13 protein-coding genes are annotated in these 17,117 nt (G+C 73.5%); 6 read left to right on the top strand and 7 right to left on the bottom strand.

Features of this window, described 5'->3' with window-relative positions; translation table 11 throughout:
* Positions 1-165 precede the first annotated feature (165 nt).
* Positions 166-1,527, bottom strand: a complete 1,362-nt coding sequence (glnA, locus tag ACFQ6N_RS29010) for a type I glutamate--ammonia ligase (RefSeq protein ID WP_380655174.1) — start codon at positions 1,525-1,527, stop codon at positions 166-168.
* A gap of 186 nt (positions 1,528-1,713) precedes the next feature.
* Between glnA and ACFQ6N_RS29005 the strand changes: the two genes are divergently transcribed.
* Positions 1,714-3,468: an NAD+ synthase gene (locus tag ACFQ6N_RS29005; protein WP_380655171.1), complete on the top strand. Its 1,755-nt coding sequence runs from the start codon at positions 1,714-1,716 to the stop codon at positions 3,466-3,468.
* Positions 3,469-3,526: 58 nt separating this feature from the next.
* On the opposite strand, the gene ACFQ6N_RS29000 is transcribed toward ACFQ6N_RS29005, so the two are convergent.
* From ACFQ6N_RS29000 to ACFQ6N_RS28990, 3 genes are all read right to left on the bottom strand, one after another.
* Positions 3,527-4,579, bottom strand: a complete 1,053-nt coding sequence (locus tag ACFQ6N_RS29000) for an endonuclease/exonuclease/phosphatase family protein (RefSeq protein ID WP_380655169.1) — start codon at positions 4,577-4,579, stop codon at positions 3,527-3,529.
* A gap of 255 nt (positions 4,580-4,834) precedes the next feature.
* Entirely contained in the window at positions 4,835-5,488 is a 654-nt protein-coding gene (locus ACFQ6N_RS28995; RefSeq protein WP_380655166.1) for a TetR/AcrR family transcriptional regulator, read from the bottom strand.
* A 187-nt stretch (positions 5,489-5,675) separates the two neighbouring features.
* Entirely contained in the window at positions 5,676-7,274 is a 1,599-nt protein-coding gene (locus ACFQ6N_RS28990; RefSeq protein WP_380655162.1) for an MFS transporter, read from the bottom strand.
* A 287-nt stretch (positions 7,275-7,561) separates the two neighbouring features.
* Here ACFQ6N_RS28990 and panB point away from each other — a divergent pair, with 287 nt between their 5' ends.
* The 3 genes from panB to ACFQ6N_RS28975 all read left to right on the top strand — a co-directional run bounded on the left by panB (position 7,562) and on the right by ACFQ6N_RS28975 (position 10,429).
* Positions 7,562-8,431 (top strand): 3-methyl-2-oxobutanoate hydroxymethyltransferase, encoded by an 870-nt coding sequence (gene panB, locus ACFQ6N_RS28985; protein WP_380655159.1) that lies wholly within the window; start codon positions 7,562-7,564, stop codon positions 8,429-8,431.
* A 166-nt stretch (positions 8,432-8,597) separates the two neighbouring features.
* A complete protein-coding gene (locus ACFQ6N_RS28980) occupies positions 8,598-9,617 on the top strand; it encodes an ATP-binding cassette domain-containing protein (protein ID WP_380655157.1) in 1,020 nt (339 codons plus the stop codon).
* Positions 9,614-10,429, top strand: a complete 816-nt coding sequence (locus ACFQ6N_RS28975; protein ID WP_380655154.1) for an ABC transporter permease — start codon at positions 9,614-9,616, stop codon at positions 10,427-10,429. Before ACFQ6N_RS28980 ends, ACFQ6N_RS28975 begins: the two co-directional genes overlap by 4 nt.
* 134 nt (positions 10,430-10,563) lie before the next feature.
* Here the strand turns inward: ACFQ6N_RS28975 and ACFQ6N_RS28970 are convergent, their stop codons facing one another.
* Positions 10,564-13,959: an ATP-binding protein gene (locus tag ACFQ6N_RS28970; protein WP_380655151.1), complete on the bottom strand. Its 3,396-nt coding sequence runs from the start codon at positions 13,957-13,959 to the stop codon at positions 10,564-10,566.
* A 272-nt stretch (positions 13,960-14,231) separates the two neighbouring features.
* Between ACFQ6N_RS28970 and ACFQ6N_RS28965 the strand changes: the two genes are divergently transcribed.
* Entirely contained in the window at positions 14,232-15,047 is an 816-nt protein-coding gene (locus ACFQ6N_RS28965; protein WP_380655148.1) for a site-2 protease family protein, read from the top strand.
* Between the two features lie 53 nt (positions 15,048-15,100).
* Here the strand turns inward: ACFQ6N_RS28965 and ACFQ6N_RS28960 are convergent, their stop codons facing one another.
* Positions 15,101-15,292: a hypothetical protein gene (locus tag ACFQ6N_RS28960; protein WP_380655145.1), complete on the bottom strand. Its 192-nt coding sequence runs from the start codon at positions 15,290-15,292 to the stop codon at positions 15,101-15,103.
* A gap of 279 nt (positions 15,293-15,571) precedes the next feature.
* Positions 15,572-16,264, bottom strand: a complete 693-nt coding sequence (gene npdG / locus ACFQ6N_RS28955) for an NADPH-dependent F420 reductase (RefSeq protein ID WP_380655142.1) — start codon at positions 16,262-16,264, stop codon at positions 15,572-15,574.
* A gap of 47 nt (positions 16,265-16,311) precedes the next feature.
* Between npdG and ACFQ6N_RS28950 the strand changes: the two genes are divergently transcribed.
* Complete coding sequence (locus ACFQ6N_RS28950) at positions 16,312-16,917, top strand: hypothetical protein (RefSeq protein WP_380655139.1); 606 nt, start codon at positions 16,312-16,314, stop codon at positions 16,915-16,917.
* The last annotated feature ends 200 nt before the right edge of the window (positions 16,918-17,117 follow it).

Genomic DNA, 17,117 nt, shown 5'->3' with positions numbered 1-17,117 from the left:
GACGGAACGGACGAGCAGGCCCATCGGACCACAGCGCTCCGTCACAGGACCGTCACATACCGCCACTGGAGAAACGATCCTCCGCAGATCCACTCCATAGGAGGGCCCGCCGTCATCCTCTCGAACGACAACGGGCCCGGAGCGGTTTGAACGGCCGTCACCGGCTCACAGCACCTGGAGGTTCTTCCGCAGCTCGAAGGGGGTGACCTCGGAGCGGTACTCCTCCCACTCCTTGTGCTTGTTGCGCAGGAAGAAGTCGAACACGTGCTCGCCCAGGGTCTCGGCGACGAGCTCGCTGCGCTGCATCAGGTCGATGGCCTCGCCCAGGTTCTGCGGCATCGGCTGGATGCCGAGGGCGCGGCGCTCGGAGTCGGAGAGCGCCCACACGTCGTCGTCGGCACCGGGCGGGAGCTCGTAGCCCTCCTCGATGCCCTTCAGGCCGGCCGCGAGGGTGACGGCGTAGGCGAGGTAGGGGTTGCAGCCGGTGTCGAGGGAGCGGACCTCGATCCGGGTGGAGCCCTGCTTACCCGGCTTGTACATCGGCACCCGGATCAGCGCCGAGCGGTTGTTGTGGCCCCAGCAGATGTAGGACGGCGCCTCGCCGCCGGCCCCGGCGGTGCGCTGGGAGCCGCCCCAGATGCGCTTGTACGAGTTCACCCACTGGTTGGTGACGGCGGCGGTCTCGGCGGCGTGCTTCAGCAGGCCGGCGATGAACGATCTGCCGACCTTGGAGAGCTGGTACTCGGCGCCGGACTCGTGGAAGGCGTTGCGGTCGCCCTCGAACAGCGAGACGTGGGTGTGCATGCCGCTGCCGGGGTGCTCGGAGAAGGGCTTGGGCATGAAGCTCGCGTGCACGCCCTGCTCCAGCGCGACCTCCTTCATGACCAGACGGAAGGTCATGATGTTGTCGGCGGTGGACAGCGCGTCGGCGTAGCGCAGGTCGATCTCCTGCTGGCCGGGGGCGCCCTCGTGGTGCGAGAACTCGACGGAGATGCCCATCGACTCCAGCATGGTGATCGCCTGGCGGCGGAAGTCGTGGCCCACCCCGCGCGGGGTGTGGTCGAAGTACCCGGACTGGTCGGCGGGGATCGGCGCGGTGCCGTCGCCGGGCAGGTTCTTCAGCAGGAAGAACTCGATCTCGGGGTGGGTGTAGAAGGTGAAGCCCTGGGCGGAGGCCTTCTCCAGGGTCCGCTTGAGCACGAACCGGGGGTCGGCGTAGGACGGCGAGCCGTCCGGCATCAGGATGTCGCAGAACATCCGGGCGGTGCCGGGGGTCTCCGACCGCCACGGCAGGATCTGGAACGTGGTCGGGTCCGGCTTGGCGATCATGTCGGACTCGTAGACCCGGGCGAAGCCCTCGATCGCGGAGCCGTCGAACCCGATGCCCTCCTCGAAGGCCTGCTCCAGTTCGGCCGGCGCCACGGCGACCGACTTGAGGAACCCGAGCACGTCGGTGAACCACAGCCGGACGAACCGGATGTCACGCTCTTCGAGCGTCCGAAGCACGAACTGCTGCTGCTTGCCCATGGGGACAGTCTCACCTCTGCTCTTTACGCTCGTGTTACGCCCGGGAGGCCTCCGGAGGACACCTGCGGCGAATGCCCCCATCATGGCCGATCACCGGCCCGGACGGCAGTGCCGACCCCCGGGAAGGGCCGCCCCGACCGACCCCTCACGGGACATCGCGTCAGATAGACGATTACACTCGGGGGCATGCCCAATCTCCGTCTCGCCCTGAGCCAGATCGACCCCTGGGTCGGTGACCTCGCCCGCAACAGCGATGAGGTGGTGCGCTGGACCAAGCAGGCCGTCGAGGCCGGCGCGCAGCTGGTCGCCTTCCCCGAGATGGCCCTCACCGGGTACCCGGTCGAGGACCTCGCCCTGCGCGGCTCCTTCGTCGAGGCCTCCCGGGCCGCACTGGTGGAGCTGGCCGGCCGGCTGGCGGCCGACGGACTGGGCGAGGTGCCGGTGGTGGTCGGCTACCTCGGGCGTTCCGAGCACGCCTCGCCGCGCTTCAACCGCCCGGCCGGGTCCCCGCAGAACTGCGCCGCCGTGCTGCACCGGGGCGAGGTGGTGACGCGTTTCGCCAAGCACCACCTGCCCAACTACGGCGTGTTCGACGAGTTCCGCTGGTTCGTCCCGGGCGACCAGCTGCCGGTGCTGCGGGTCGGCGGGGTGGATGTCGCCCTGGCGATCTGCGAGGACATCTGGCAGGACGGCGGCCGGGTGACCGCGGCCCGCGAGGCCGAGGCCGGGCTGCTGCTGGTCATCAACGGCTCGCCGTACGAGCGGAACAAGGACGACCAGCGGCTGGACCTGGTCCGGCGCCGGGCGGCCGAGGCGGGCTGTGCCCTGGCGTACGTCAACATGGTCGGCGGCCAGGACGAGCTGGTCTTCGACGGCGACTCGATCGTGGTCGGCGCGGACGGCGAGGTCCTCGCCCGCTCCCCGCAGTTCGAGGAGCACCTGCTGGTGCTGGACCTCGACCTGCCGGCCGCCAGCAGCGACCACACCGACGGCCTGCTGCTGAGCGACGGGCTGCACCTGGTCCGCACCGAGCTGGACGGCGGGCCGCGGCCCGCGCCCGCCGGGGGGACGGCCGCCGGCGTCGCGCCGCGACTGTCCGACGAGGCCGAGATCTGGGCCGCCCTGGTCTCCGGCACCCGCGCGTACGTCGCCAAGAACGGCTTCCGGTCGGTGCTGATCGGCCTGTCCGGCGGCATCGACTCGGCGCTGGTGGCCTCGATCGCGGTGGACGCGATCGGCGCCGGGAACGTCCACTGCGTCTCGATGCCCAGCCGCTACTCCTCGGAGCACTCCAGGGACGACGCGGCCGAACTGGCCCGCCGCACCGGGCTGCACTTCCGGACCGTCTCCATCGCCCCGATGTTCGACGCCTACCTGGGCGCCACCGAGCTGACCGGCCTGGCCGAGGAGAACCTCCAGTCCCGGCTGCGCGGCACCCTGCTGATGGCGATCTCCAACCAGGAGGGGCACATCGTGCTCGCGCCCGGCAACAAGAGCGAGCTGGCGGTCGGCTACTCGACCCTGTACGGCGACTCGGTGGGCGCGTTCGGGCCGATCAAGGACGTCTACAAGTCGCTCGTCTTCCGGCTGGCCCGCTGGCGCAACGAGGAGGCCGAGCGGCGCGGCGAGGTGCCGCCGATCCCGGAGAACACCATCGTCAAGCCGCCGTCCGCCGAGCTGCGGCCGGACCAGAAGGACTCCGACTCGCTGCCGGACTACGACCTGCTGGACAGCGTGCTGGCGCGCTACATCGAGGGCGACGAGGGCCGCGACGCGATCGTGGCCGCCGGTTTCGACCCGGCCGTGGTGGACCGGGTGGTGCGGCTGGTCGACACCGCCGAGTACAAGCGGCGCCAGTACCCGCCGGGCCCCAAGGTCTCGGTCAAGAACTTCGGCCGGGACCGGCGCCTGCCCATCACCAACCGCTGGCGCCGGGGCTGACCCCGGAGCCCGAGGTCGGGCCCGCCGTCCGACCCGCTGTCCGACCCGCCGTCGGGCCCTAGCCGGAATACCGGTAGGCGGCGGCCACCGCGAGGTGGTCGCTGCCGTCCCGGGGCAGGGTGCGGGAGTCGACCGGTTCGAGCCCGCCCCGGCTCATGATCTGGTCGATCCGGGCCATCGGGAAGGCCGCCGGCCAGCTGAAACCGAAGCCGTTCCCGGCGGCGCCCTGGGCCGAGCGCATCTGCGAGGTCACCGGCGCCAGGCTGCGGTCGTTCATGGTGCCGTTGAGGTCGCCGAGCAGCAGCACCTTCTGGAGCGGCTCGGCCTGGATCGCGTCGCCGAGCGCCTGCGCGCTGGCGTCCCGCTGGTTGACGGTGAAGCCGCCCTCGGCCTTCAGCCGCACCGAGGGCAGGTGCGCGACATAGACCGCGACCGGGCCCTGCGGGGTGCCGACCTGGGCCCGGAACGCCCTGGTCCAGCCCATCTTGAGGTCCACCGGCTCGACCCCGCCGATCGGGTACTTCGACCAGAGCCCGACCGTGCCCTCCACCGTGTGGAACGGGTAGGCCCCGGCCAGCCCGGTCTCGAACGCGCGCAGCGACGAACCGGCCAGCTCCTGGAGGGCGACGATCTGGGCGCCGGAAGCGACCAGGCCGCGGACGGTACCCGGCACGTCGGTGTTACCGGCGGCGACGTTGTGGCTGACCACCGTCCAGTCGCCCTTGCCGCCGCTCTTGTCGGTCAGCAGGCCGCCGAACAGGTTGGCCCAGAGCACCGCGGGCACCAGCAGGGCGAGCAGCGCGGTGGCGGAGCGGCGCAGCAGCGCGGGCACCAGCAGCACCGGGACGGCCAGGCCCAGCCAGGGCAGGAAGGTCTCCAGCAGGCTGCCGAGGTTGCCGACGCTGTTGGGCACCTCGGCGTGGAAGGCGAACAGCGCGGCGGTGAGCCCGGCCAGGACGGCGAGCAGCAGGCCGCGCCGCCAGGTGGTGGCGCCACGGGCGTCCCGGCCCCAGTTCCGCAGGCCCAGGAAGCCGCCGGGACGGGCCGCGGGGGCCGAGTCGTCGGCGCCTCCCGGGGCCGCGGTCCGCTCGGTCCTGTCCGCCTGCGCCATTCCGTGGCTCCCGTTCGCTCGTGCCGTCCGCCGATCCGGGGCCCGCCCGTGGGGACGGTGCGGGTCCGGCCCGGTGCCGGTTCGATCGGATACCCGGCTCAGCCTATGCCGGGACAGACGTCGGGCCCCCGGAGCGGGTTCCGGCGTGGCCCGGTTTGGTGAGTTAGGCCACGTCCGATCGGTCCGGCGGCGGCCCGGGCGCCGTGGCCGGCCCGGTACGGCGCGGCGCCGTGGCCGGTGCGGTGGGCGGTGCGGTCAGCGCGGGCCGAGGCCGTCGAGCAGCGAGTCGACCATCTTGCGGGCCAGGTCCGGGTCCTCCAGGTCGGAGTCGTCCCACAGGATGCTGCGGTAGAGGATCGGGCCCATCAGCAGGTCGCCGAGCAGGTCCAGGTCGAGGTCGGAGCGGAGCACCCCCTCGTCCATGGCGCGCCGGATCAGGCGCAGCCCGGCCTCGCGGCGCGGCTTGACCACCCGCTCGCGGTAGGCGTTGTGCAGCTCGGGCAGGCTGTGCATCTCGCCCAGGGCGGCCTTGAGGACCCAGCGGGTGCGCTTGGCGAGCCCGCGCCGGCGCATGTAGTCGATCATCTCGACCAGGTCGGCCCGCGCGCCGAGGCCGGTCGGCTCGGGCATCGGGACCTCCAGCTTGCCGACCACGTCGACCAGCAGGGCCTCCTTGTTGGGCCAGCGCCGGTAGATGGTGGCCTTGCCGACGCCGGCGGCGGTCGCGATGCCCTCGATGGTGAGCTCGGACATGGTGGTGCCGCCCGCCATCAGGTCCTCCACCGCGGTGAAGATGGCCTGTTCGGCGGCCTCGCTGCGGGGTCGGCCGCGGCGTGCGGCGGCGCCGGACCGGCCGGTGTCGGCGGCGTGGTCCTGCCCGGTGTCGGCGGTCCGGGTGTCCGTCCTCATCCCCGCTGTTCTCCCTCGCTGTGCCCGGGCGCGGGCGCGGTCCGTGTCGTCGGTGGTCCGGGCGGCGGGTGGGAGCCCGCCGCCGGGCCGAGGCCCTGCCGCCCGGGTGCACCGGGTGGCAGGGCCATTGTCGCTCAGGGGCCCGAGGCGCCGGGCGGCCGACCGGGCCGGCCGGTGCGTGCGGCGGTCAGGCGTCGGCGGCCGCGGTCGCGCGGGTCGCGTCCGGCTGCGCGGGGGCCGGGCCGGCGGGGGCGGCCGAGCGGCGCGGCAGCAGGAACCAGGCGACCAGCGCGCCGACCAGCGAGATGCCCACCGAGAGCCCGGCGACCACGTGCATGGCGTGGATGAAGGAGTCGTTCGCCGGGGTGACCAGGGCCTGGCCGCCCGGGATCCGGTCGGCGATGGCCAGGGTGGCCTCCAGCGACTCGCCGGCCTTGTCGCGCAGGTTCTCGGGCAGCTGGTTCAGCGTGTCGGACATCCCGTCGCGGTAGACGGTGGAGAGCACCGCGCCGAGCACGGCGACGCCGAGCGAGCCGCCGACCTGGCGGAAGGTGTTGTTGACGGCCGATCCGGCGCCGGCCTTCTCGCGGGGCAGCGAGCCCATGATCGCGACGGTGACCGGCGGCATGACGTGCGCCATGCCGGCGCCCATCACCAGGCCGAGCACGATCAGCACCCAGATCGGGGTGGTGGCGGTCAGCACGGCGTAGCCGACGAAGCCGAGCGCGACCAGCACCATGCCGCCGGCCGCGGTGGCGGCGACGCCGATGCGGTCGACGACCAGCCGGGCCCTCGGCGCGCACAGCAGCTGGGCGACGGCCAGCGGCAGCATCAGCAGACCGGCCTGCAGCGCGCTGTAGCCGCGCACGCTCTGGATGTAGAAGACGCCGAAGAAGGAGACGCCCATCAGCGCGAAGAAGATCACGCCGACGACCACCACGGAGGCGCTGAACACCTTGTTGCGGAACCAGGTGACGTCCAGCGCGGGGAACGGGGTGCGGCGCTCGAACCAGACGAAGGCGGCCAGCGCGACCACGCCCACCAGGGTGGGCACCCAGGCCCCGGCGGCGGTGAAGTCGGCCAGCTCGCCGCCCTTGATGATGCCGTAGATCAGCGCGACCAGGCCGATGATCGACAGCAGCACGCCGACCGGGTCCAGCTTGCCCGGGCTGGGGTCCTTGGACTCCGGCACCAGGACCGCCATCGCTATCACCGCGACGACCACGATCGGGACGTTGATCAGGAAGACCGAGCCCCACCAGAAGTGCTCGATCAGCAGGCCGCCGGTGATCGGGCCGATGGCGATGGCCAGGCCGACCGCGCCGGCCCAGATGCCGATCGCCTTGGGCTGCTCCTCGCGCTCGAAGACGTTCATGATGATCGCCAGCGTGGCGGGCATCGCGAGGGCGGCACCGACGCCCATCAGGGCACGGAAGCCGATGAGTTCGCCGGGCGAGCCGGCCATCGCCGACAGCAGCGAGGCGATGCCGAAGACCACCATGCCGGCCATCAGCGCGAGCTTGCGGCCGAACCGGTCGCCGAGCAGGCCCGCGGTGAAGAGCAGCCCGGCGAACACCAGGGTGTAGGAGTTGATCGACCACTCCAGGTCGCTCTGGGTGGCGCCGATGCCGACCGGAGCGGGGGTCGCGATGGTCTTCATCGCGACGTTGAGGATCGAGTTGTCGAGCACGACGACGAGCAGGGCGAGCACCAGGGTGCAGAGGATCGCCCAGCGCCGGCGGTGGATGGCTTCCGGCACGCGGGGTGGCGCGGCTGCGGTGGTCATTGGTCTTCCCGTCCGTGTTGGCGTGGCACTGGCGGGCAATTCCGAGCCGCAAACGTCTCGTAAGCCCCGCACCAGAGTAGCGGTGAATACGATACGAGACGACTCCGTTTCGTAAACGGGAGGCAAAGACCGCGGCCTCCGGCGCGACCTCCGGGCACGGGTGTGTCACGGATCGCACCGGGACGAACGCACGCCTCTTTGCGCGCGCCCCGGGGCGTGCAAGCATGGAGGTGATCCGGGGACGCCGCACGGCGCCACGAGACGACAACCCTTCAGGAGTCCGTTCGATGAACGCTTCTTCGCCTTCGCCTGCCCAGAACCAGGCGTCGACCGCCACCCTCTACGGTGGGGTCACCAACCGCCGCATCACCGTCCGCGACCTCGCCGCAGCCAAGCAGCGCAGCGAGAAGTGGTCGATGCTCACCGCCTACGACGCCCTGACCGCGGGCGTGTTCGACGAGGCCGGCATCCCGGTGCTGCTGGTCGGCGACTCGGCGGGCAACTGCCACCTCGGCTACGAGACCACCGTCCCGGTGACCATGGATCAGATGGTGATGCTCTCCGCCGCCGTCGTCCGCGGCACCAAGCGGTCCATGATCGTCGCCGACCTGCCGTTCGGCTCGTACCAGGAGTCCCCCGCGCAGGCCATGCACAACGCGGCCCGGCTGATGAAGGAGGCCGGGGTCGGCGCGGTCAAGCTGGAGGGCGGGGAGCGCAGCGCCCGCTCGATCGAGCTGCTGGTCGAGGCCGGCATCCCGGTGATGGCCCACATCGGCCTCACCCCGCAGTCCGTGCACGCCTTCGGCGGCTACCCGGTCCAGGGCCGCGGCGACGAGGCGGCGCACCAGCTGCTGCGCGACGCCAAGGCCGTCCAGCAGTCGGGCGCCTTCTCGGTGGTGCTGGAAGCGGTACCGGCCGAGCTGGCCGCCCAGGTCACCGAGCAGCTGTCGATCCCGACCGTCGGCATCGGCGGCGGTCCCGACACCGACGCCCAGGTGCTGGTCTGGACCGACATGGCCGGCATGACGGCCGGCCGGGTGCCCAAGTTCGTCAAGCAGTACGCCGACCTGCGGACCGTCCTGGGCGACGCCGCCCGGGCCTTCGCCGAGGACGTCCGCGGCGGCGCCTTCCCGGCGGAGGAGCACACCTTCCACTGACGCCGCGCGGCCCGCTCCGACCGGCCCCGCTCCGACCTGCCGGAGCGGGGCCGCCGTCGTCCCGCGGGCCGCGCTGACAGCACCGCGACAGCGCCGTGACAGCACGCCGCCCGGGCCGCCGCCCGGCTGACAGGGGGCTGACAGCCCGGGCGGACAACCTGGGGTCATGACACGAATCCCCACCGCCCGGAACGACCGGGACACCAGCGCGGGCAACGCAGTCGAGGTCCGCGGCATCGTCAAGCACTACGGCGCCACCAAGGCGCTCGACGGGGTCGACCTCACCGTCAGGGAGGGCACCGTCCTCGGGGTGCTCGGCCCCAACGGCGCGGGCAAGACCACCCTGGTCCGGGTCCTCTCCACGCTGATCAAGCCGGACGCCGGCACCGCGTTCGTCGGCGGCTACGACGTCCTGCGCCAGCCCAGGCAGCTGCGCCGCACCATCGGCCTCACCGGCCAGTACGCCTCGGTCGACGAACTGCTCTCCGGGTACGAGAACCTCTACCTGATCGGCCGGCTGCTCGACCTCTCCCGCCGCGAGGCCAAGGCCCGCGCGACCGAGCTGCTGGAGCGCTTCTCCCTCACCGAGGCCGCCAAGCGGACCGCCAAGACCTACTCCGGCGGCATGCGCCGCCGCCTCGACCTGGCCGCCAGCATGATCGGCCGCCCCCGGGTGCTCTACCTGGACGAGCCCACCACCGGCCTGGACCCGCGGACCCGCAACGAGGTCTGGGACGAGGTGCAGCGGATGGTCGCCGAGGGCAGCACCGTGCTGCTCACCACCCAGTACATGGAGGAGGCGGAGCAGCTCGCGAGCGAGCTGACCGTCATCGACCGCGGCAGGGTGATCGCCAACGGCCTGGTCGAGGACCTCAAGGCCAAGGTCGGCGGCCGGACCCTGCAGATCCGCCCGGCCGACCCGGCCGAGCTGCCCCTGATGGCCCGCAGCCTGCACGACAACGGGCTCACCACCGCCACCTACTCCGCCGACACCGGTCTGCTCGCGGTCCCGATCGTCGGCGACGAGCAGCTGACCGCCGTGATCGGCGTGCTCGGCGGCCGCGGCTTCGCGATCGCCGGCATCGACACCAAGGTGCCCAGCCTCGACGAGGTCTTCCTCTCCATCACCGGCAAGCCCGCCGCCGCGGACGCCGCCCCCAGCCCCGCCAAGGAGCCCGTCGCATGACCACCGCCACGCTCTCCCCCGCCGCCCCGGTGCAGGACACCCGGATCGGCCCGGCGGGCGCCCTGCGCCACGTCGGCGCGCTGACCCGGCGCAACCTGATGCGGATCAAGGCCGACCCGGAGTCGATGTTCGACGCCGTGCTGATGCCGATCGTCTTCACCGTCCTGTTCGTCTACGTCTTCGGCGGAGCGATGGCCGGCGACCAGGACACCTACAAGCAGTACCTGATCCCCGGCCTGCTCGGACAGACCGGCCTCACCCTCGCGATGGCCGTCGGCACCGGCCTCAACAGCGACTTCCAGACCGGGGTGATGGACCGGTTCCGGACCCTGCCGATCGGCCGGGCCTCCGTACTGCTCTCCAAGATCGTCGCCGAGACCCTCCGGGGGCTGCTCTCCTTCGCGATCCTGATCGGCTTCGCGATGTGCATCGGCTTCGAGGTGAAGACCGGGCCGCTGGAGGTGCTGGCCACGATCGGCCTGGCCCTGGTGTTCGGCATGTCGATCGTCTGGATCTCGATGCTGCTGGGCATGGCGCTGCGCAGCGCCCAGGCCGTCCAGGGCGTGTCCATGCTGGTCCTGATGCCGATGCAGTTCGGCAGCTCGATCTTCGCCAGGACCGACACCATGCCGGGCTGGCTCCAGACCTTCACCAAGGTCAACCCGCTGTCCGCGCTGGCCGACGCCTCCCGCGCCCTGCTGAACGGCGAGGGGGCGCTGGCCCACCCGGTGACGATCGTGCTGGTCTGGTCCGCCACCGTCACCGCCGTCTTCGCCCCGCTCGCGGTGGCCCGCTTCCGCAAGCGGACCTGACCCGGACCCCCGCCGGACCTCCCCCGGGGCGGACCGGCGGACAGGGGGACGGCCCGGCCGCCCGGGACAGGCGCCGGCCGTCGTACGGGCCCGGTGGGCCGGTGACCAGGGACGGGCACCGGCCGGCCGGGCCCTCAGCGCTCGCCGAGCAGCTCCGTGATCAGCTCGTGGACCCCCTCCGGGGCCATCGCGAGACCGCGGGCGTGGGCCTCCTCGAACGCGGCCTCGCCGAGCAGCCCCCGCAGCAGGTCGGCCGAACGGGCGCGCTCCAGGCGGTCCAGGTAGCCGCCCTTCGGACCGTGCAGGCTGAGGTGCGCGCCGATCAGCAGCGCCGCCGACCGGGCCTTGTCCAGGTCCCCGTCCCGCTCGGCGATGGCGCCCAGCACCGCCGTCACCGCGGGCACCACCATGACCGTCATGTGCTCGGCGAAGCCGTTCGCCACCGTGACCGCCCGCAGCCGCCGACGGCCCTCGCGCAGCATGGCGAGGCCCGCCTCCGGATCTCCGGCCCGGGCGGTGATCCAGCCCCGGGCGCTCAGCAGCAGGCCCTCCATGATGCCCAGCCCGAAGCCGGTCGTCTTGACCGTGTCGAGCGCGTCCAGCTCGGCCAGGGCCGCCTCGTACTCGCCGCGGTGGGTCCGGATGCCGCAGAGCGTCAGGTGGCCGAACATCAGGGCGCCGGTGGTGGACTGGTCGGCGCTCGGGGACTCGATGGAGGCGAGCGCCTCCCGGACGATCCGCTCGCCGTGGTCCATGTCCTGCTCCAGCAGGACGGTCCCCAGCTGCACCCGCAGGATCGGCACCTCCTGCGGCGCCCCCAGCTCCTCCGCCAGCTCGATCGCCCGGGTGTACGCGGCCGCGGCGGCCTCCCAGTCGCCCCGGTTGGCCAGGCTCTCGCCGTGCGCGGACAGCGCCTGGGAGACCCCCCACAGGTCGCCGGCCCGCTCGAACAGCTCCAGCGAGCGCTCGCCGTCCAGCAGGCCCTGCTCCGCGCCGCTCGGCCAGTCGTTCATCATCCGGGCCCTGACCTGGAGGATGAAGGCGAGGTCGCCCGGCCCGCCGTGCTCCTCGCAGCCGCGGACCGCGTCGTCCAGCAGGTCCTTCATCAGCTCCAGCCGGCCGGCCAGGAAGGCGCCGAACACCCGCATCAGCGCCGGGAACCGGTAGGACTGCGGCAGCTCCGGGCCGTAGACCTCCAGCAGCCGCTGGGCCGCCGCGACCACCCCCCGGTCCTCGTGCACGTCCACGTTGCCCTCGAACATCCCGATCAGCCGGTGGATCGCCAGCAGCCGGCGGGCCTCCTCCACCACGCCCTCGGGCATCGGCACGCCGTACGCCAGCACGCCGTGCTCCAGCGGCACCGGCGGCGGGACGTCCGGGCCCAGCGGGTCCGGGCCCAGGGCGGCGACCGCGTGGTACCAGCCGCGGGCCTCCATGCTGTAGCTGCGCAGCGACCAGTACCAGCTCATGCCGATCGAGAGGACCAGCGCCTGCTGCTCGTCGCCCAGGTCGACGGCCCGGCGCAGCGCCGCCCGGATGTTGTCCTGCTCGCGCTCCAGCACCGCCAGCCAGTGCAGCTGCCGGGGGCCGTGGACGTTCTGGTCCGCCTCGGCGACCAGGGCGCGGAAGTGCGCCAGGTGCCGGGCCCCGGTGGCGGCGCGCTCGGCGGCGGACCCGGCGAGGCGCTCGGTCGCGTACTCGTGGATGGTCTCCAGCATCCGGTAGCGCGGCAGGCTGGCCCCGTCCAGGTCGGCGACCAGCAGGGACTTGTCGACCAGCGACAGCAGCAGGTCGGCGACCTCCCCGGGGGCGACGTCGGTGCCGTCGGCGCAGACCGCCTCGGCGTCCTCCAGCTGCCAGCCGCCGGAGAACACCGAGAGCCGGCGCAGCACCGCCCGCTCCCGCTTGCCCAGCAGGTCCCAGCTCCAGTCGACCACCGCGCGCAGGGTCTGCTGGCGCGGCAGCAGGGTGCGGCTGCCCGCGGTGAGCAGGGCGAAGCGGCCGTCCAGCCGGTCGGCTATCTGGCGTGCCGTCATCACCCGCAGCCGGGCGGCGGCCAGTTCGATGGCCAGCGGCAGCCCGTCCAGGCGGCGGCAGATCTCGGCGCAGGCCTCCGGGTCGCCCTGCGGGTCGAAGCCGGGGCGGGCGGTGGCGGCGCGCTCGGCGAACAGCCGCAGCGCGACCGGGTCGGGCAGCGGCTCGACCGGCAGCACCGTCTCGCCGGGCACGCCGAGCGGCTCGCGGCTGGTGGCGAGCACGGTCAGCCCCGGGCACTCGGCGAGCAGCACGTCGGCGAGGTCGGCGGCGGCCTGGACCAGGTGCTCGCAGTTGTCCAGGACGAGCAGCATCCGGCGGTGGCCGCAGTGCTCGACCAGCCGGCGCACCGGGTCCTCGACCCGTTTGTCGATCACCTCGGCGACGATGCCGGTGGTGTGCAGGACGATGTCGCGCAGGCCGAGCGCGGAGACCACCGCGGCGGGCACCGCCTCCGGGCTCTCCAGCGGGGCGAGTTCGGCCACCCAGACGCCGTCCGGCCAGGTCCCGGCGGACTGCTCGGCCCGGCCCGCCTCGACCGAGAGGCTGGTCTTGCCGGAACCACCGGGGCCGATCAGGGTCACCAGCCGACGGTCCGTCACCAGTTCGCGCAGCGCGGCGAGATCGGCCTCCCGGCCGACGAAGCTGGTCAGCCGTCCGCGCAGATTGCCGCCCGCGCGCGGGAGCTGGGGGGCGGGCGCGGCCCGGACCGGCTCCGCCGGCGGGGCGTCATCCGCCGCCGGGGCCGCCGGGGCTGCCGGGGCTGCCGGGGCTGCCGGGGCTGCCGGGGCGAGCAACTCGCCGTAGAGGGACTGGAGTCGGCGGCCGGGGTCGACGCCGAGCTCGTCGGCCAGGGCGCGCCTGGTCCGCTCGTAGTGGCGCAGCGCCTCGGCCGTCCGTCCGCTCTCGTGCAGCGCCCGGAGCATCAGCAGCTGGAGCGGCTCGTCCAGCGGCTGCCGTTCGCACAGCTCGGTGAGCTCGGCGAGCAGCTCGGCGGCCCGGCCGAGCCCGAGGTCGGCGGTGATCCGGTGGCGGCGGGCCTCCTCGCGCTGGGTCTCCAGCCGGGCGGCCGGGCCGGTGCGGTCCGGCAGGTCGGCGAGGGCGGGGCCGCGCCACAGCGCCAGGGCGGCGCGCAGCCGCTCGGCGGCCAGCGCGTGGTCCCCGGCGTCCAGGGCGCGGCGGCCCTCGGTGCTCAGCCGCTGGAAGTCGGCGAGGTCGGTGCCCGGGCCGGTCAGCCAGTACCCGGCCGGGCCGGAGCCGACCTCGTCCCGGCCGATGGTGCGGCGCAGCCGGCCGACCAGGGTCTGCAGCGCGGCGGAGGAGTCCTGCGGCGGCTCGGCGTCCCACACCTCGTCCACCAGCAGGTCGGCCGGCACCGGGCGGCCCTGCCGCAGGGCCAGCGCGGCGAGCAGGGCCCGCAACCGGGCGCCGCCGAGCAGCACCGGAGTTCCGTCGTCGTGGTGGGCCGTGGTCGTCCCGAGGATTCCGTAGTGCACCGGTCCATTCTGGTCGATCGGCGGGGGTCCGGCCGCACAATTGTGCGCGGGCGCCGCGCGGTCGCCGTGCGGTCGCCGTGCGGGCGACGGCCCGTGCGGCCCCCCGGCCGATCCGACGTGCGACGGAGCCGCGCGCGCCGGACGAAGGCGCGCCGGAACGCGGCCGGAAGTTCGGACGTTCACCCGGAGCGGCTTGTCCGGCCCCCGGACCGCCCGGCATGATCGACCCCGACCCGCGTCCCCTCGACCTCTGCCCACGGAGCACCCCCACCATGACCTTCGCCGCCACGCCGCGCCCCCGCAGCGAGGACCGCCGGATCAGCCCGGTGTTCTGGGTGCTCCTCGCCATACTCGGCACCTCCTCCTGGGCCGTGTACGCCGACTACGGGAACAGCGCGTTCGGGGTCTTCCTGTTCGTGGTCTCGGGCTGGATGGTCTCGCTCTGCCTGCACGAGTACGCCCACGCGCGCACCGCGCTGCACGGCGGCGACATCACCGTCGGCGCCAAGGGCTACCTCACGCTCAACCCGCTGAAGTACACCAACGTGCTGCTCAGCTTCGTGCTGCCGATCGTCTTCGTGATCCTCGGCGGCATCGGCCTGCCCGGCGGCTCGGTCTGGATCGAGCGGCACCGGATCCAGGGCCGGCTCAAGCACAGCCTGGTCTCGGCGGCCGGCCCGCTGGTCAACCTGCTGATCGCGGCGGTGCTGCTGATCCCGGTCGGCGCGGGGTGGCTGCACGGCAGCGACGGGGTGTACGTCTGGGCCTACGGCGTCGTCCCGTACAAGCCGATCGAGTGCGCGATGGCCTTCCTCGGCCTGCTCCAGCTCAGCGCCGCACTGCTGAACCTGCTCCCGGTGCCCGGCTTCGACGGCTACGGGATCGTCGAGCCGTGGCTGTCCGCCAAGACCAAGCGCGCGGTCGAGCCGTTCGCGCCGTACGGGATGCTGGCGGTGTTCGCGCTGCTGTGGCAGCCCCAGGTCAACCAGGTCTTCTTCGACGCGCTGCACGGGATGATGGAGCTGTTCGGGGTGGACGGCCGGGTCGCCGGCCTGGGCTACTCGCTGTTCCGCTTCTGGAACAACTAGCCGGTCCGGGGCCGTTCGCCGGGAGCCGTTCCCCGGGGCCGTCGGGGCCGGACCTACTCGGCCGCGGCGGCTGCGGCGGCCTCGGCCAGCTTCTCCCGGCGGCGGTTCAGCCACACCACGTTGCTCGCCACACCGGCCAGCGGCAGCCAGATCAGCCCCAGCCAGAGGCCCTGGGTCAGCGAGAACACGGCGGCCGCCAGCGCGAGGACGACGACGATCAGGGCGAGCAGGGACGTGCGGGGCATGGCGGAGGGCTCCTAGCGGCGGGTGCGGCCGGCCGGGGTGCGGCCGGCACCCATTGTCGCCGACCTCACCTCCGGAACGGGTCCAGGCCCTCTCTTTCGGGTCTGTCGGATCAGCGCGCGGCGTTGGGCGCCCGGCTGGGCGTGCCGGCGGATCGCCCTCGTACTGGGTCGTACTTGGACGATTCGCCGGTGCGTCCAGGCGGGATGCCCGGCGTCGCGCGCCCGTCAGGATCCGGAAGAGAGGGCCTGGGGGTGAGGTCGACACGACGCGGCTGCGGATCACACGTCGGTGATCCGCAGGCCCGCGTGGGCCTTGTAGCGGCGGTTGACCGAGATCAGGTTGGCCACCAGCGACTCGACCTGGTGGGCGTTGCGCAGCCGGCCCGCGAAGATGCCGCGCATGCCGGGGATCCGGGCGGCCAGGGCCCGTACGACGTCGGTGGCGGCCCGCTCGTCGCCCAGGACCATGACGTCGGTGTCGATCGACTCCACCGACTCGTCCTGCAGCAGCACCGCCGAGAGGTGGTGGAAGGCGGCGGTGACCCGGGAGTCCGGGAGCAGCGCGGCGGCCTGCTGGGCGGCGCTGCCCTCCTCCGGCTTCAGCGCGTACGCGCCCTGCTTGTCGAAGCCGAGCGGGTTGACGCAGTCGACGACGATCTTGCCGGCGAGTTCCTCGCGCAGCGCGGTGAGGGTGGCGGCGTGGCCGTCCCACGGCACCGCGATGATCACCACGTCGCTCTCCCGGGCGACGGCGGCGTTGTCGGCGCCGCGCACGCCGAGGCCGAGTTCGGCGGCCGAGGCCTCGGCCCGGGCGGCGTCGCGGGAGCCGATGATCACCTGCTGGCCGGCCTTGGCCAGCCGCAGGGCCAGGCCCCGCCCCTGGTCGCCGGTGCCGCCGAGGACACCGACCACCAGCTGCGAGACGTCCGGCAGTTCATGGGCCGGGTTTGTCGCTGATTCGAGGGAAGTCATGGGCCGATCCTGTCAAACCCCGGGCCCGGCGCGACATCCTGGCCCGCATGGACGCGGTGAGAGTTTCGGCACTCCGGGAGCGGCTGGCGGGCACCGGCTGGCTGGAGGCGGTCGGCGGCTTCGGCGGTTCGCTGCGGCGCTCGGTGGAACGGCGCGGTGCGGGCGGGCTGCTGCTGGTCGGCACCGAGGCGTACGAGCCCTGGCACCTGGCGGCCCACCTGGACGACGAGGCGGCCTGGTCGGCCGTGCCCCGGCTGGCGCCGACCCTGCTGCGGCACCGCCCGCCGGCCGGTGCCCCGGCCCACCTGGCGCACGGCCTGCGCCGGCTCGCCGGGGCCGGGCGCGGCGCCACCGTCCTGGTGGTGGCCCCCGGCGCGGCCGGTGCCCCGCTGCTGGAGCGGGTGCGGGACGCCCGGCGGCAGGGCGCGACCGTGCTGGCGCTGGACGGCGCCGCCGACGCCGGGGCCGGCGACCTCGGCGCGCTCGCGCACGAGCGGCTGGCCGTCGGCACCGCCGCCGAGGAGCCGTTCGACCTCGCCCAGCACCTGGTCAGCGCGGCCGCCGGGGAGCCGGCCGGCCGGCGCTCCGCCCTGGGCCGGCTCGCCGACCTCGCCGGGCGGCTGACCTCGGCGCCCTCGATCAGCCGCTGGTGAACCGCGCCCGGGCGCGGTGGACCGTCCCGCACCACCACCACGCACCCCGGGGCCGGTCGAAAACCCTTTGCGGCAGTGGCAGCGGCCGTCCCAGGATGAGGGTTCGTCAAGTTCTCGGCCCTGATGGACCGAGCTTGTCACTCGATCCTGGGGCTTTGATTGCAAGTCCTGTCCGTGGCTGGCTGCCGCGTCAGTCCTGC

The organism is Kitasatospora sp. NPDC056446, from assembly GCF_042796115.1.
Classification (GTDB): domain Bacteria; phylum Actinomycetota; class Actinomycetes; order Streptomycetales; family Streptomycetaceae; genus Kitasatospora.
The sequence above is the reverse complement of the archived record's forward strand: the minus strand, read 5'-3'. Positions and strand labels throughout refer to the sequence as shown.